This is a genomic window from Mediterraneibacter torques (assembly GCF_044591705.1).
GTDB lineage: Bacteria > Bacillota > Clostridia > Lachnospirales > Lachnospiraceae > Mediterraneibacter > Mediterraneibacter torques.
Window position 1 is genome coordinate 554,850 of sequence record NZ_CP172594.1, and the last position, 15,783, is coordinate 570,632.

The window sequence follows — 15,783 nt, forward strand, 5'->3', positions numbered from 1 at the left end:
TATGAAGAGAAAAATAAAAAAGATAATTGCAGGAATCTTGTTTGCCAGTATGCTTACAGGAAATGTTTCGATGAATGTTGTTTACGGAACGGAAAACTATGGAGATAGAATAGAAGAAAATCAGTCAGCGAGTATAGAAGATGGGGGTAAACAATTTACTGAAGAGGATAATACACAGAATCAAAATCAGAATAAAACAGAAGATGGACTAAATGAAGATCAGTCTTCTGTTAATACAGATGCCACTGAAGGAACAGAGCAAGAAGTAGAAAGTGGAAAAATAGGGATTACTTATGGGAAAGTGAACTTTGTGTATATTGAAAGTCCCTATGTACAAACTCCCGGTACACAAAGAATTGTGTTTTCATTTGATAAAGAAATTACAGGGGCAGAAACAATAGCCTTAATGATCGAGGATGAAGAAGGTAATCAAGAGGAATGGAATCTCGCAAAACAGTCGGGAACGTTATATCTGTTTGAAAAAGAATATGCGCAGGGTGTATCAGCGGGAATTTATAAAGCAACAAATCTTCTTATAAAAAGTAGTGCAGAAGAAAAGAAAATTGCACTTGATGATATCGGGGTCAAAGCTGAATTTGGTGTGGATACCGAATATGAAGGGATTGAAGAATTAAAACCGGTTGAAGGTCAATTTTCTGAAGAAGAGTCGAGTGTAGAAACTTCGGTTGTAACAATAGATGAAAATGGAGTTGCAGAAGCACAAGATAATATAGCAGAAGCATTGGAGGTAGTCAGTGCAGATCGAATGAATACGGTAAGTACTTATGGGAACGCTTCTGATGCAAAATCGGGAAATATTGTGGTCGCGTTAGACCCGGGGCATGATGCAAATGATGCGGGAGCACAAGGGTATGGATTAAGGGAAGAAGACTTAACATTAAAGATTGCCAATTACTGTAAACAGGAACTTGAGCAATATGCAGGTGTTACAGTATATATGACACGCACAGGTGCTGCGTGTCCTTACAATAAGCCGGGAATTACGTGTATGGAAGATCGCGTAAAAGCGGCTGTAAATGCAGGAGCTAAAATATTTGTTAGCTTTCATCTTAATTCTTCTGTATCGTCAGCTGCAAGTGGAGCAGAAGTAATTGTGCCTAATAATAGTTGGAAAGCAGAAGTGGGTGCGGCAGGTCGTAAATTAGGAGAAGCAATTTTAGATGAGCTTGTGGCAATCGGATTAGGAAGACGGTCTGTATACAGTAAAGATACTACAATTAATGAAAAATATCCGGATGGTTCTATTTCAGACTATTTTTCTGTTCAGATTCATTGTAAAGAACATGGAATTCCGGGACTTATTGTAGAACATGCATTCCTTTCAAATGGTAGTGATGTAAATAATTTTTTGAAAACGGAATCAGGACTTAAAAAGCTTGGAGTTGCAGACGCTACAGGGATTGCAAGATATCTCGGATTGCAAAAAATGGGAGTAAGAGTTAATGTTCCGGAGGGAACGTACACCTTGGATAGTGTATTGGCATCAGGAAAAGGTATTAAAATAAGCAATGATCTTTTCACTTCAGGAGCGGGAACAGTTTTATCCACAAAAAAAGAAAATATTTCTTCACAACGATTTGAAATAGTTAGTATCGGAAATGGTTATTATAATATCATTGCTGAGCATTCGGGAAAAGCGTTGCAAGCAGTTGGAGATGGAAAAGCAGGTTACGCGTATATAGAACAAAGAGAGAGAAATAGTGCTTTAGAAGCACAAAAATGGTGTTTTATTGATGCGGGAAACGGAACATATTATATTATGTCAGCGTTGAATACTTGTATAGATATACACTCGGGAGTGACAAGCGATGGGAATACAGTATGGACATATACTTGTAATCAAAGCAATGCTCAAAAGTGGAAATTGACTAAAGCTGATAATAAAACGATAGAAAACGGTACATATACGATTGCAAATAGTGTAAATAAAAATCAAGTTCTTACAGTATCAAAAGAATCATCAGATAATTTCGCCAATGTTGAATTAGATAGTCTGAAGAATATTTCGGCACAGAGATTTGAAGTGGAATATGTCGGAAACGGATATTATAAGATCGTGGCAGAACACTCGGGAAAAAGCTTAGATATTTTAGATGGATCTGAGAAGAAAAATGCGAATTTGCAGCAATATGCATGGAATAGCAGTGATGCTCAACTTTGGAAATTTGTAAAAGCAGATAACGGAACATATTATATAAGATCAAAATTAGGAACAACAATAGGGTTAGCAACATCGAATGTGGTTTCGGGAACGAATGTATGTATGGATCAGGTGAATGGAAATAATATCCAGAAATGGGTGCTGAAAAAAGCGGAGAATGCACCTGTTGCAAATGGAAGGTATGTTATTTCAAATGCAAAATTTTCTGAGAATGTAATTTCGATTAACGGACAAAATGCTACGCTTGGAACATATGTGGGTGCGAAAAATCAGATGTTCGATATAAAGTATATGGGAGCCGGATATTATCAAATTTTATCGGTTCAATCAGGAAAATCTTTGGATGTGGCAAATGCATCGAGTGAACCAGGCGCAAATTTGTGGGAATATTCATGGAACGGAAGTAACGCTCAACTTTGGAAGTTTATCGTTAATTCGGATGGAAGTTATTACATAAAATCAAAATTGGGAACAGTTGTAGATATTTTTAGTGGAATTATCGCCGAAGGAACAAATATTCAAATGTATACGGCGAATGGAAGTGACGCGCAAAAATGGAAACTGGAATCGGGAAAAGATGGGATTGATGAAAGACCTCTTGAGAACGGAACATATACGATATCAAATGCAACAAACAGTAAGCAGGTTTTAGATATAGCGTCTGCGGTGGAAACAGATTATGCAAATATCCAGATGTATGCCTCCAATAATACATCAGCACAGAGATTTGAACTATATTATGTGGGAAATGGATATTATCAGATTCTTTCTGAAAAGTCCGGAAAGTCCTTAGATGTAGCAAACGGATCCAAGAAGCAGGGTGCGAATGTATGGCAGTATTCATGGAATGGATCAGAAGCACAACTTTGGAGGATTATCAAGGCGGAAGACGGTGGATATTATTTACAGTCGAAACTGGGAACATTTCTTTCCATTAGTGGAAATACAGCTTCATCAGGGATGAATGTACAGATGAGTTATCTGGAGAGCGGTAAAAGACAACAATGGAAATTTGAAGCATCTACTTATCAGCCGGTGAAAGATGGAAAATATACATTAAGAAGTTCTAAAGAATCTGAATACACTATAGATGTAGCGAATGCTTCTAAAGTGGATGGTGCGAATGTATGGTTGTATTATTATAATGGCACGAAGCCACAGCGGTTTAATATTTCCTATGTGGGAAAAGGATATTATAAAATTATTGCCGAGCATTCGGGAAAAGCACTGACAGTAGAAAATGATACGCGAAAAGCGGGTGTGAATGTAGTGCAAAAAAAATGGGTTGCAAATTCAGATACACAGCTTTGGAAATTTGTGAGTACAAGCGAGGGGTATTATATTCGATCCAAAACAGGTACAGTTCTTGATATTTGGAGCGCTGTGTATGCACCATATACAAATATTTGGACGTATACAGCAAACGGTAGTTTGGCACAGAAATGGCATTTGGAAAAAGAATATGATTCGATCGAAGTTCCGGAAGGAATATATACGATTCAGACAGCGTTAAGTTCATCGAAAACTTTAGATATCGCCAATGGTTCTAAAGCAAATTTTGGAAATATTTGGATCTATAATATAAATAACACGGAGGCACAAGAATTTGAGATTGAGAAAGTGTCTGACGGATATTATAAGATAGAGTCAAAATTATCCGGAAAAGTATTGGATGTGGCAAATGGATCAAGAACAGCAGGTGCAAATGTATGGCAGTATTCGTGGAACGGCTCTGATGCTCAGCTTTGGAGATTTGTGGATGCGGGAGATGGTAAATATTATATACAGTCAAAATTGGGTACTGTATTAGATGTTACATCTGCATCTGCAGCAGCAGGGACAAATGTTCAAACTTATACTTTTAATCAATCGACAGCCCAAAAATGGACACTTTTAGAAACAGAAAAAACGTTGTACTCTATTATGGGTAAAACAAATGTGTCTGTTTCTCAAATGGTTAAGTTTTATAAAAATAAGGCGACGGTATCATATCCATACAGTAATGTGAGCGAAGCGCCTACAATAGAGAAGTTCTGTCAGATATATAAGGAGGAAAGTGAAGTAGAAGGCGTAAAAGCAGAGGTCGCTTTTGCACAGGCAATGATGGAAACTGGGTTTTTGAAGTTCGGTGGAGATGTTAAGAAAGATCAATATAATTTTGCTGGGATAGGAGCTATTGGCGGGGGATCATCAGGAGCAAAATTTGATTCTATTCGGATTGGAATCAGAGCTCATGTTCAGCATCTGAAGGCATATGCTTCAAAAGAAGCATTGAAACAGCCTGTTGTAGATCCACGTTTTCAATATGTGAAACGTGGAAGCGCAGAATATGTGCAGTGGTTGGGACAAAAAGAAAATCCAAATGGATATGGATGGGCGACAGCTAAAAATTATGGAAATAATATTGTAAAACTATATATTCTTCCAATGAAGAAATATTGATGAAATCAGAGCATTCCAAATCGGAGAAAAAATGGAATGCTCTTTTAAATTGGATCTTTCCTTTCTATGCTTGTGAAATGCTTGAAATTTTAAAAGGGATAGCGTATACTAGTACAGAATGTAGAAAAAGGAAAGGTGAAAGGAATGTATATTAAAAATATCATAGATAATTTTAAAAAGTATTCATTTTTATTGAGACAATTAGTCAGCAGAGATTTCAAAGTGAAATATAAGCGCTCTGTACTAGGTGTTTTATGGAGTTTATTATATCCGGTTTTGATGATGGCGGTTATGGCTGCTGTGTTTTCTAATGTCTTTAAGTTTTCCGTACCGGGAGTAAACTATCTTGTTTATTTAATGACGGGACTAACATTTTTTAATTATTATAGTGAAGCATCAAATTCATCCATGAGTGCTGTAGTGGCAAATTTCTCTTTGTTGAACAAAATATATATTCCTAAATATATTTTCCCTTTGTCAAAATGCTTATTTGTGGGAATTAATTTTTTGTTAACATTAATTCCTTTATATGGTGTGATTTTGTTGTCGGGCAGTGGTGAAACGAAATGTCATATTACGGCATTACATCTTCTTTTGCCCTATTCATATTTGTGTTTATTGCTTTTTACAGTAGGGGTTGGATTCATTTTATCCACGATATCCGTATTTTTACGGGATATGTTCTATATTTATGGAATTGTACTGACAATCTTGACTTATTTTACGCCTATAATGTACGACATTAATATGCTGGATCCATGGATACAACAAGTGTTGAAATTTAATCCGTTGTATCATTACATTACGTTTGCGAGAACGATTATTTTATATGATCAAATGCCGTCAGTAAAAAGCTTTATTATATGCGGAGCATCATGTTTAATTACATTAGTTATTGGGATGATTGTATTTAAGAAAAATCAGGATAAGTTTATTTATTATATGTAGGATCTAGGAGGCTGTTATGATAGATGTTCAAAACGTATCGATGCGTTTTAATTTAGGAATTGAAAAAAATAACTCTTTAAAACAGATGGCAGTAGATTTGTTCAGTAAAAGTGCAAGAGAAAAACGAAAAATGCACAAAAAAGAAAATGAGTTTTGGGCATTGCAAGATGTTAGTTTTAAAGTGGAAAAAGGTCAGGTGGTTGGATTTGTCGGATCAAATGGAGCAGGGAAATCTACACTTTTAAAAGTGGTTGCCGGAGTTATGAAGCCGACAAAAGGAAAAGTTCTCGTAGGAGGAAATATTTGCCCGATGATTGAATTGGGGGCAGGTTTTGACCTTGACTTAAATGCACGGGAAAATATATATCTTAACGGTGCTGTTATGGGATATTCAAAAGATTTTATTGACAGCAAATATCAAGAAATCGTAGATTTCTCTGAATTACATGACTTTTTAGAAGTGCCTGTAAGAAATTTCTCGTCAGGAATGATTGCTCGTTTGGCATTTTCAGTTGCAACGATTGTAGAGCCTGAAATATTGATCGTGGACGAGATTCTTTCAGTGGGAGATTTGAATTTCCAGAAAAAAAGTGAAAATAAAATGCGGAGTTTGATTTCAGGAGGTACAACAGTTCTTTATGTATCGCATTCTATAGAATCTATTAAAAGTTTGTGTGATAAAGTGGTTTGGTTAGAACATGGAAAAGTAATTCAAGTAGGTACAGCGGAAAAAGTATGTGCCGCATATTATGAGAGTCAAATAGGAAAATGATTACTCATTTATGTAGAAAAGGGGATTGAGAATTAAATGTTGGATAGAGTGCAAGGCATGATAGAAAAACTAAAATATCTTAATCGGAAAATTTTAGAGATTGATAAAAAACAGTCTTTGTTAGTTGAAAAAGAAGAACTTTTAGAAAAAAATTTAGAGCAAAGAGTTGAAAAAGTGATTGTTTCTGTAGATCAGATGAAACAATTTACAGAACAATGTGCAGATCGATTATTTGAGCAGTTTTCCGAAAGAGCAGTATTAGGAAAAGTTAATGATTATGTGAATTTGGAGTATTTTAAAGTTCCATCTGATAAATCCCCGAAAGTATTATTGGTTGGTTTTTATGGAGCGGTTAATCTGGGTGATGAATTGATGCTGCAAAAATTGTACAGAGACCTGAATGTCATTAAAAATGACATTTATGTGATGATGTGTGACAATGAAAATTTAGATGCTTTTCGCTATCCCGGCATGAATATTATTCATTATCCTAAAACAAAATTTGATTTTAATCATTTGGCCGATATATTTGATAGTGTTATTTTTGGAGGTGGAGCAATTTTAGATGATAGCGGATATCTTCAAGAAGAAAGCTTTAAATATGATTTAGGGAAAATATTCATTGAATTGGCATTATCATTTATAGAAAAGAATAAGGAAGTGCATGCCATCGGGTTGAGTACAAATGAAAAAATAGTCAATGAGGAGTATCAGGAAAAGTTAAAAAGAATTATTGACGGAAGTATTAATTTTAGCGTGAGAGATAAGTACAGTAAAAGACTCATAGAGTCTGCTTGCGGACACGAAATAACTATGATAAATGATATTGTTTTAACAAATGAATATCCAAAGGTAATGAAAGAAAAAGGTGAAAAATATAAGATAGGAATCATTTGGATTTGTCAGGCGGATTTACTGGGATCTTTAGAAAAGTTAGTTGAACATATTCAGAGTACGTACGATATAGAAAAAACAGAAATTCATTTTATTCCGTTTTATAATTATCACGATTGCGATTACAAATTTTATAATGAATTTTGTGAAAAGAAAAGTGAATTTAATTTTTCTATAGAATCTATGGCATATAGTTTTGAAAATATTTGTCAAAAAGTACGAGAATGTGACGTGGTTATCAGTATGCGTTATCATGGCGCTTTACTGGGACTCATGAATGGCTGCAGAACTTTCTCGCTGTTATACACACAGCACCCACACTATTATAATAAAATGATGGATTTATATGAGAAATTTGAGTGCGTACAAGATTTGTTTTTTAGTGTGGAGGAGCTCGTTGAAGCCTTACCGGTTAAGAATGATGTAGTAATTAATTCGGTAGATTTTGATAATACATCATATACTCAGATTGTACAGTCGATTATAAAAAAACAGAAAGAAAGAAAGGAGAAAATGGATTTTTAATCCTGAAGAACGCATGAAAGCATTAACAATATTAATTCCGGTATATAATACAGAAAAATATATAAAAAGATGTTTAGATTCGTTGATTGTTTCTGAAATAATGGATGATATAGAAATACTTGTAGTAAATGACGGAGGAAAAGATCATTCCGTTGAAATTATTCAAAAGTATGTGGATAGTTATCCGGAGACAGTCAGACTGATTGATAAAGAAAATGGAGGGCATGGCTCTACAATAAACGCAGGCATCAAGGAAGCAAAGGGAAAATATTTTCGAGTTTTAGATAGTGATGATTGGTTTAACTCTACTGATTTTGTGAAATTTGTGAATAGATTAAAATCGGAAGATGCAGATTTAGTTGTGTGTGATTATCGAAAGGAACATACGTACAATAGTAAATCGGAATATTTTGTATATAAGAATTTAGAAGATAGAAAATGTTATTGCTTTGATGATATTGATCTGAAAATTCTTGAAGGTGAATATTTTGTTATGGCAACATCTACGTATAAGACAGAAATTTTAAGAACGTCCGGTCTTAAAATGTTAGAAAAAACATTTTATGTAGACATGCAGTATAATGTTGTTCCTATGACGAAAGTTGAGACTTTTACGTATTATCATCTGGATATTTATCGTTATTTTATCGGAAGAAAAGAACAAAGCATGAATATGGATAATTTTGTCCGAAATCAAGAACACCATAAAAAAATGATAAAATGGCTGATAGAATATTATACACATATTTCTTCAAAGTTGTCGTCAAATAAAAGAGAATATATAGAAATTATTCTCACATATACGTTAAATACACATTATTCTATCTATTGTGAATATGATAAGGATCATGCAAGAGCATATAAAGAAATAGTGGACTTTGATCAGTATTTATTGAAGGTGAATAAGGCTTTATATGAACGGATAAATTGTATGGCATATATAAGATATAATCGAAAGACAAAGTTTAAATTTGTCAGATTGAATGGTAGAAAATGGAACACTGCAATGAAAATGGCAAGAAGATTGAAAGGAAAATTCTAATGAAGAAAATATTAGTTATAAGTTGGTTTTATCCGCCGATAAATTCATCAGAAGGATTAGTGACATATAAACTTCTCAGAAATTCTAAATTGCAATATGATGTTTGTATGCAGGAAAGTAATGCATCTTGGTCATATGGAAATAAAGAATATCTGCCGGAATGCGAAAATGTTCGGAAAATTCCAATTCAGGCAGACACTTTGGAGATATGGAAAAACAAAACAATAGAGTATTTTAACGCTCATAAAAAAGAGTATGACATTATTATGACTCGTTCCATGCCTCCGGAATCACATGAGATCGGATTGAAAATAAAAGAAATTAAACCGGAAATTAAGTGGATTGCATCGTTTGGAGATCCAATCGCAAATAATCCTTTTGTATTAAAAACTATAAAAAAGATTTCTCCGTATTCATTACAGAATAGATATATCAGACCGATGGGAATTCGGGAAATTATATCACCTAAGAGAATGATTAAGAACGAGATATGGAAGAAACGAATGAAAAAAGAGCAGATTCCGTATAAAAAGGAGCAAGAATTAGAAGATGCCATTATAACAAAATCTGATTATATTATTATGAATAATCCATATCAAAAGCAATATATGACCGGCAAATACTCAGACGCTATAAAAGCGAAAGCAATCGTTCTTCCGCATAGTTTTGATTATTCTTTGTATGATAAAGAGATTGATGCAGAAAATAGTGGAAAGATACGGATGGTATATATTGGACATCTTGATGATATCAGAACGCCGCATTTGTTTCTTAAAGCTATAGCTAGTATGAAAAAAGAACATTCGGACTTGGCGGAGAAATTAGAAGTTTTCTTTTATGGAAATATGTCTGCAAAAGAAAAAGTATATCTTTTAGATAATGAATTGTTAGATATTGTTCAGATCAAGAAACCTGTGGACTATAAAACGAGCTTAGCCCTTATGAAGAATAGTGACTGGCTGATTCATATTGATGCAAATTTGAGCGGTGTGTTAGATGAGAACATTTTCTTCGCTGCTAAATTAGCTGATTATATTGGCGCGGACAGACCGATTTTTGGAATTACGATGTTTGATGGAGCGGGGGCTGATGTGGTACGCGATGTGAATGGACTTACGGTTTCCTATACAGTAGATGAGATCAAAAATTATTTATATTTGATTTTATACGAAGGATATCAAATTGAAGTAAACGAAGAAAACCGCAAAAAATATGATGCAGTAAATGTGGCAAAGAAATTTGATGATTTTGTTGAAAATAAGATTTTACATTAACTTATGATGGTGAGAGGTAGCAACATGAGAAAAATTAAAGTGATGACGGTTTTTGGAACGAGACCGGAAGCAATTAAAATGGCACCGTTAGTGAAAGAATTACAGTCGCGAGAAGAGATTGAACAGATTACATGTGTTACGGCACAGCATAGACAGATGTTGGATCAGGTTTTGGAAACTTTTCAAATTAAGCCGGAATATGATTTGGATATTATGAAACAAGGTCAGACATTGAATGATGTAGTTCAGAGAGTGTTAGGAAGCATTAGTGAAGTTTTGGAAAAAGAAAAACCGGATATCGTATTAGTTCATGGTGATACTACAACTACTTTTGCAGGAGCATTGGCAGCGTTTCATAGTCAAATTGCAATCGGACATGTTGAGGCCGGACTCCGTACATGGAATAAATATTCCCCATATCCTGAAGAAATGAATCGTCAAATGGTAGGATGTCTCGCCGATATGCATTTTTCTCCGACAGAGGTGAGCGCTCAAAACTTGTTGAATGAAGGAAAAGACAAGTCTAAGATATATATTACAGGAAATACAGCCATTGATGCGATGGCAACTACTGTTGATGAAAATTATCAGCACCCGATTTTTGAGTGGGTGGGCGATAACCGAATGATTCTTTTAACTGCTCATAGAAGAGAGAATCTAGGGGAGCCGATGTATCATATTTTCCGGGCGATTAAGAGACTTGTAGATGAATTTGATGATGTGAAAGTCGTATATCCTATTCATCTGAATCCTCGTGTAAGACAGGTGGCTAACGATGTATTTCAAGATTGTGATAAAGTGCGTTTGATTGAACCATTGGAAGTGTTTGATTTTCATAATTTCCAAAACAAAAGTTATTTGATTATGACAGACAGTGGAGGAATACAGGAAGAGGCACCGTCTCTCGGAAAACCGGTTCTCGTATTACGTGATACAACGGAGCGGCCTGAAGGAATAAAGGCAGGAACGCTAAAACTTACAGGTACGGATGAAGAAGTCATTTATCAAGAGGCAAAGAAACTATTAACAGATGAAGAAGCATATCATGCGATGAGTCATGCAAGTAATCCATACGGAGACGGGCATGCAAGTGAACGTATCGCAGATGCGATTATAGAAAAATTTGGTGATCTTTTGAAGTAAAGGAGAAAAGCAGATGGATAGAAATGTAAAATATTTGATTATTGGCGCTGGAATATCCGGACTTACTTTTGCAAACTACGCAGACGGTGATTATTTAATTATCGAAAAAGAAAAAGAAGTGGGTGGATATTGCCGTACTATTAAGAAGAAAGATTATGTTTGGGATTATGCAGGGCATTTCTTCCATTTTAGTACAGATGAATTCAAAAAGAAATTTCTTGATAGCGTGAATCCGGAAGATATTAAATATAAAGATAAAAATACAAAAATTATTTATAAGGGAGAATTGGTGGATTATCCGTTTCAGACAAATATTCATCAATTAGAGAAAGAAGAGTTTATAGATTGTCTCTATGATTTATTCCATAAAGAAGAAAAGGAAGATTATGACAGCTTTTTGGATATGCTCTATGGGAAATTTGGAAAGTCAATCGTTGAAAAGTTCTTAAAACCATATAATGAAAAGTTGTATGCGGTTGATTTAAAGACATTGGATAAAGATGCAATGGGCAGATTTTTTCCGTATGCAGACATTCCGGCAATCATAGATAATATGAAAGCAAATAAAGACAGCACTTCATATAACAATAGCTTTCTTTATCCAAAAAACGGAGCGGGTTCCTTTATCCAGATTCTGTATGATGCATTGGATAGTTCTAAAATTTTGATGGAACATGAAGTTGTTAAAATTGATAATGAACATAAAGTTGCGCAATTGGATGACGGCAGCAAAATAAATTATGAATATTTGATCAATACTTCTCCGTTAAATCACTTTTTAGGATATTTTGAAGGTGAAAAGTTTTCTGCTTTGAAGAACCGATTGTCATATAATAAAGTTCTCGTATTTAATCTTGGGTTCAACAAAAAATCAAAATTCACAGAAGAGCATTGGATGTATATCCCGGATAAAGCAGTAAATTTTTATAGAATTGGATTTTACGATAATATTTTGGATGCAGACAAACTTAGTATGTATATTGAGATCGGATATGGAAAAGAAGATGAGATTACAGAACAAGATGTAGAAATGCAGTTAAAATTAACTCTTGAAAATTTGCATAAGTTGGGAATTATTGATGATGATACAAAATTAGAAGAACATTCGACTATTATCATGGATCCGGCTTACGTGCATATCAATACTGAGACAGAGAAAATGGTTCAGCAATTTAAAGCGGAAGAAGAAAAAAATGGAATCTATACGATTGGCAGATATGGAGCGTGGACATACTGTTCAATGGAAGATTGCATGATTGCTGCCAGAGATTTAGCAATGAGTTTGTGTCAGGGCTAAATCGGGAGTAGGATATAATGAGTGAAAAATTAAAAAAGCAAAGTGTAATAATTTCTTTAATATGGGCTTTTGTGGGGACGATCGGTGTCGTTTATTATATTAAGATAGGAACGGGAATGGATGTATCTCCCAATTATGCAAATAATATAATCTATTATTTTATTTATGCGGCATCTGCTTTTTCAGTGTATTATTGCTGTAAAGTTATCACAAAGAAGAAAGCGGTTTTTGCAGGAATTCTTTCGTTATTATTTGCATGTATCTGTATTATAGGTGCTCAGATAGAGTATTTAAGAGCAATTAATTGGTTATGGATTACATGGATAAAAGTTCTCTGTTTGGCAATTTTTTTATTTCCACTTTTTGTATTATTGGTTTACATTTTAGATGATTGTAGATTTAAAGCTGCGGAATCTTGTGTGAAAAATATATCAAAATGGAAAATATTCTTAGCGATTATTGTTATATGGGGCATTGCTTATCTTGCTATGTTTCCGGGAATTTATGATTATGATTCAATAGATCAAACATTGCAATTTTTGGTTACAGGGAACGTGAGTGGCCACCATCCGGTTTTACATTCATTATTATTGTCCGGTTTTATGAAAATCGGATATGTTGTTTTTCATAGTTATGAAATTGGGTTAGGGATATTTACACTTTTACAGGTATTGTTTTTGGCATATGCGGCGATGAAAGTTGCATGGTTTTTGTTGCAAAAAGGTTATAATCGACTTTTTTGGTTTACGATGTGCTTTTATTTGTGCTTCCCATTGCATTATATTATGAGTGTGTGGGATACAAAGGACAGTATCTTTGCAGGTTTTTTTGTTTTAGTTAGTTTAAGTTTGATCGAGATGGCGGATCGCACATCAGGATTTTGGGATAATCGGTGGAATTTAGTCAAGTTTGTTTTATATGTAGTATTAATGTGTATGTTTCGGAATAATGGATTATATGCATTGATCTTGCTCATACCGATTTGCTTTTTTTGTTTTAAAGAGAGAAGAAAGGCAACTATTATTTTGTTTATGTTATCAATGTTAATCTATGTATCATATCAGAATATTTTGCTTCCAAGTCTAGGCGTTAAATCCGGCAACATTCGTGAAATGATGAGTATACCATGCCAGCAGTTGGCAAAAGTGTATGTCGAAACTCCGGAAGCGTATACGGATGAGGAAAAAGAAGCTCTATTGGAATTGATACCGGAAAAAAATATTATGGATTATCAATATAGACCGATGATTTCAGATGCAACGAAGAATTATTTGAATTCAGAAGTTTTGAAAAGTGATCTGCCCAAATATGGAAAGTTATATGTAAGTATTGGATTGAAAAGTCCGAGAAAATATATAGAAGCTTTTTTGCAGAATAGTTGTGGGTTTTGGTATCCGAATAAATCATATCCGGATGAAAGAATGTTTCATCCGTATACTGAATTTGATATGGCAGATCCAAATTTGTTTAAAGGAGATTATATTTATTTAGAGCGAATGAGTTTGTTCCCGCAGTATGAAGAAATGTTGAGACCGTTTTTTCAAAGTGCTGTATGGAAAAAAATTCCGATAGTTTCCAACTTTTTTGTTCCGGGCACATATTTTATTGTATTATTGTTTGGAATAAGTGTTAGTTTTTATAGAAAAAATTATAAGCAATTATTTGTGTTTGGCTTTTGGGGGGCATACTGGTTCACGTTGTTGATCTCCCCTGTAGCACTCGTTCGTTATGCATACCCTGTGATTATGTGCTTACCGCTTATGTTAAGTTTAATTACTCAAAAAGGGTTGTTATCATGGAAAAGAGAAAGGAAAAATACAAAAAATGGATAAAATAGCAGTTTTGATTCCTTGTTATAATGAGAGTCAGACGATTAAAAAAGTAGTGGAAGATTGGAAAAAAGAGTTGCCGGAAGCTACAATTTATGTGTACGACAACAATTCTTCGGATAACACGGCTGCAATCGCAAGAGAAGCAGGAGCTGTTGTTCGTTATGAATACCAGCAGGGAAAGGGAAATGTAATCCGTCGCATGTTTCGTGAAATAGATGCGGAATGTTATATCATGATTGATGGCGATGATACGTATCCGGCAGAATTTGGACGGGAAATGGTTACGAAAGTATTGGAAAGAAATGTGGATATGGTAGTAGGAGATCGTTTGTCATCCACTTATTTTGAAGAAAACAAACGTCCGTTTCATAATTTCGGAAATAGCCTTGTAAGAGGAACAATTAACCATCTGTTTAAGAGCAATATTCGTGATATTATGACAGGCTACAGGGCGTTCAGCTATCAGTTTGTAAAGACGTTTCCGGTTCTGTCAAAGGGGTTTGAGATTGAAACAGAAATGAGTATTCATGCTGTGCATAAAAACATGCTTGTTGAAAATGTAATCATTGAATACCGCGACCGTCCTGACGGAAGCGAATCAAAGCTGAATACTTATTCCGATGGATTTAAAGTGCTCAAGACAATCGGCAGATTGTATAAGAACTATAAGCCGTTAGGATTTTTCGGAATGTTGTCAGCGCTGCTGGTTCTAATTGCGGCAATCTTATTCATTCCTGTCTTTGTGACATATTTAAAGACCGGATTAGTACCTAATTTCCCGACATTGATCGTCAGCGGATTTGTTGCGCTGGCAGCGATTCAATCTTTCTTTGCAGGATTGATTTTGACAACGATCGTGGAAAAAGATCGTCAGGACTTTGAGTTTAAACTGCAGATGATCAGTATGGAAAAAGGAAACAAAGCCCATGAGTAATACAAAGAAATTATTTTCCCAGATTATAAAATTCGGGTTTGTAGGCGGAACAGCTTTTGTTATTGATGCAGGATTATTGTTTTTACTGACGGAATTTTGCGGGATTCATTATTTGATTTCGGGAATGATTTCTTTTACGGCATCAGTGATATACAATTACATTTTAAGTGTAAAATGGGTATTTGATGCGAAAAAGGATGCGAATAAGACACAGGAATTTATTGTGTTTATTGTGTTAAGCGTGATCGGTTTGGGAATAAATCAGTTGTTTATGTGGCTGTTTGTTGACATGATGCATATTTACTATATGTTGTCAAAGATCATTGCCACTGTGATCGTTATGGTCTACAACTTTATAACAAGAAAGATTTTTCTCGAGAAAAAGTAGTTTTAAATTGCAGAATTTTGTGAAAAATATATAGAATAAAAAGGCATCTTAAAGAAGGATGTCTTTTTTCTTAAATAAAAATGTAGAAAATGATGAAACCTTGAAAAAAG

Annotated in this window: 11 protein-coding genes; all 11 read left to right on the forward strand. The window is 34.5% G+C overall.

Annotation, left to right across the window (positions count from 1 at the left end):
- The first annotated feature begins 1 nt into the window (after position 1).
- The 11 genes from ACH9UM_RS02465 (at position 2) to ACH9UM_RS02515 (ending at position 15,673) form a co-directional block, all read left to right on the forward strand.
- Positions 2-4,624 (forward strand): RICIN domain-containing protein, encoded by a 4,623-nt coding sequence (locus ACH9UM_RS02465; RefSeq protein ID WP_227077137.1) that lies wholly within the window; start codon positions 2-4, stop codon positions 4,622-4,624.
- Positions 4,625-4,768: 144 nt separating this feature from the next.
- Positions 4,769-5,572, forward strand: a complete 804-nt coding sequence (locus tag ACH9UM_RS02470; protein WP_004846573.1) for an ABC transporter permease — start codon at positions 4,769-4,771, stop codon at positions 5,570-5,572.
- Positions 5,573-5,588: 16 nt separating this feature from the next.
- Entirely contained in the window at positions 5,589-6,344 is a 756-nt protein-coding gene (locus tag ACH9UM_RS02475; protein ID WP_004846571.1) for an ABC transporter ATP-binding protein, read from the forward strand.
- A 36-nt stretch (positions 6,345-6,380) separates the two neighbouring features.
- Positions 6,381-7,763: a polysaccharide pyruvyl transferase family protein gene (locus ACH9UM_RS02480; protein WP_022002998.1), complete on the forward strand. Its 1,383-nt coding sequence runs from the start codon at positions 6,381-6,383 to the stop codon at positions 7,761-7,763.
- Between the two features lie 13 nt (positions 7,764-7,776).
- On the forward strand, positions 7,777-8,805 hold the full coding sequence (locus tag ACH9UM_RS02485; RefSeq protein ID WP_009242819.1) for a glycosyltransferase family 2 protein: 1,029 nt from the start codon (positions 7,777-7,779) through the stop codon (positions 8,803-8,805).
- The gene (locus ACH9UM_RS02490; protein WP_022002999.1) at positions 8,805-10,079 is read left to right on the forward strand and encodes a glycosyltransferase family 1 protein; all 1,275 of its coding nucleotides are present in this window, start codon (positions 8,805-8,807) and stop codon (positions 10,077-10,079) included. Before ACH9UM_RS02485 ends, ACH9UM_RS02490 begins: the two co-directional genes overlap by 1 nt.
- Before the next feature lie 24 nt (positions 10,080-10,103).
- Positions 10,104-11,222: a non-hydrolyzing UDP-N-acetylglucosamine 2-epimerase gene (gene wecB / locus ACH9UM_RS02495; protein ID WP_009242817.1), complete on the forward strand. Its 1,119-nt coding sequence runs from the start codon at positions 10,104-10,106 to the stop codon at positions 11,220-11,222.
- A gap of 13 nt (positions 11,223-11,235) precedes the next feature.
- Positions 11,236-12,519: an NAD(P)/FAD-dependent oxidoreductase gene (locus ACH9UM_RS02500; RefSeq protein WP_022003000.1), complete on the forward strand. Its 1,284-nt coding sequence runs from the start codon at positions 11,236-11,238 to the stop codon at positions 12,517-12,519.
- 17 nt (positions 12,520-12,536) lie between these two features.
- A complete protein-coding gene (locus ACH9UM_RS02505; RefSeq protein WP_022003001.1) occupies positions 12,537-14,351 on the forward strand; it encodes a DUF6020 family protein in 1,815 nt (604 codons plus the stop codon).
- Positions 14,344-15,285: a glycosyltransferase family 2 protein gene (locus ACH9UM_RS02510; protein WP_004846559.1), complete on the forward strand. Its 942-nt coding sequence runs from the start codon at positions 14,344-14,346 to the stop codon at positions 15,283-15,285. Before ACH9UM_RS02505 ends, ACH9UM_RS02510 begins: the two co-directional genes overlap by 8 nt.
- Positions 15,278-15,673: a GtrA family protein gene (locus ACH9UM_RS02515; RefSeq protein WP_004846556.1), complete on the forward strand. Its 396-nt coding sequence runs from the start codon at positions 15,278-15,280 to the stop codon at positions 15,671-15,673. The genes ACH9UM_RS02510 and ACH9UM_RS02515 overlap by 8 nt, the downstream gene beginning before the upstream one ends.
- Positions 15,674-15,783 lie beyond the last annotated feature (110 nt).

Bases quoted from the DNA above. Each gene is read 5' to 3' on its own strand.
- ACH9UM_RS02470 (WP_004846573.1), top strand. From the start codon at position 4,769: ATGTATATTAAAAATATCATAGATAATTTTAAAAAGTATTCATTTTTA.
- ACH9UM_RS02505 (WP_022003001.1), top strand. From the start codon at position 12,537: ATGAGTGAAAAATTAAAAAAGCAAAGTGTAATAATTTCTTTAATATGG.
- ACH9UM_RS02500 (WP_022003000.1), top strand. From the start codon at position 11,236: ATGGATAGAAATGTAAAATATTTGATTATTGGCGCTGGAATATCCGGA.
- ACH9UM_RS02485 (WP_009242819.1), top strand. From the start codon at position 7,777: ATGAAAGCATTAACAATATTAATTCCGGTATATAATACAGAAAAATAT.
- ACH9UM_RS02510 (WP_004846559.1), top strand. From the start codon at position 14,344: ATGGATAAAATAGCAGTTTTGATTCCTTGTTATAATGAGAGTCAGACG.
- ACH9UM_RS02490 (WP_022002999.1), top strand. From the start codon at position 8,805: ATGAAGAAAATATTAGTTATAAGTTGGTTTTATCCGCCGATAAATTCA.
- wecB (WP_009242817.1), top strand. From the start codon at position 10,104: ATGAGAAAAATTAAAGTGATGACGGTTTTTGGAACGAGACCGGAAGCA.
- ACH9UM_RS02515 (WP_004846556.1), top strand. From the start codon at position 15,278: ATGAGTAATACAAAGAAATTATTTTCCCAGATTATAAAATTCGGGTTT.
- ACH9UM_RS02465 (WP_227077137.1), top strand. From the start codon at position 2: ATGAAGAGAAAAATAAAAAAGATAATTGCAGGAATCTTGTTTGCCAGT.
- ACH9UM_RS02480 (WP_022002998.1), top strand. From the start codon at position 6,381: ATGTTGGATAGAGTGCAAGGCATGATAGAAAAACTAAAATATCTTAAT.
- ACH9UM_RS02475 (WP_004846571.1), top strand. From the start codon at position 5,589: ATGATAGATGTTCAAAACGTATCGATGCGTTTTAATTTAGGAATTGAA.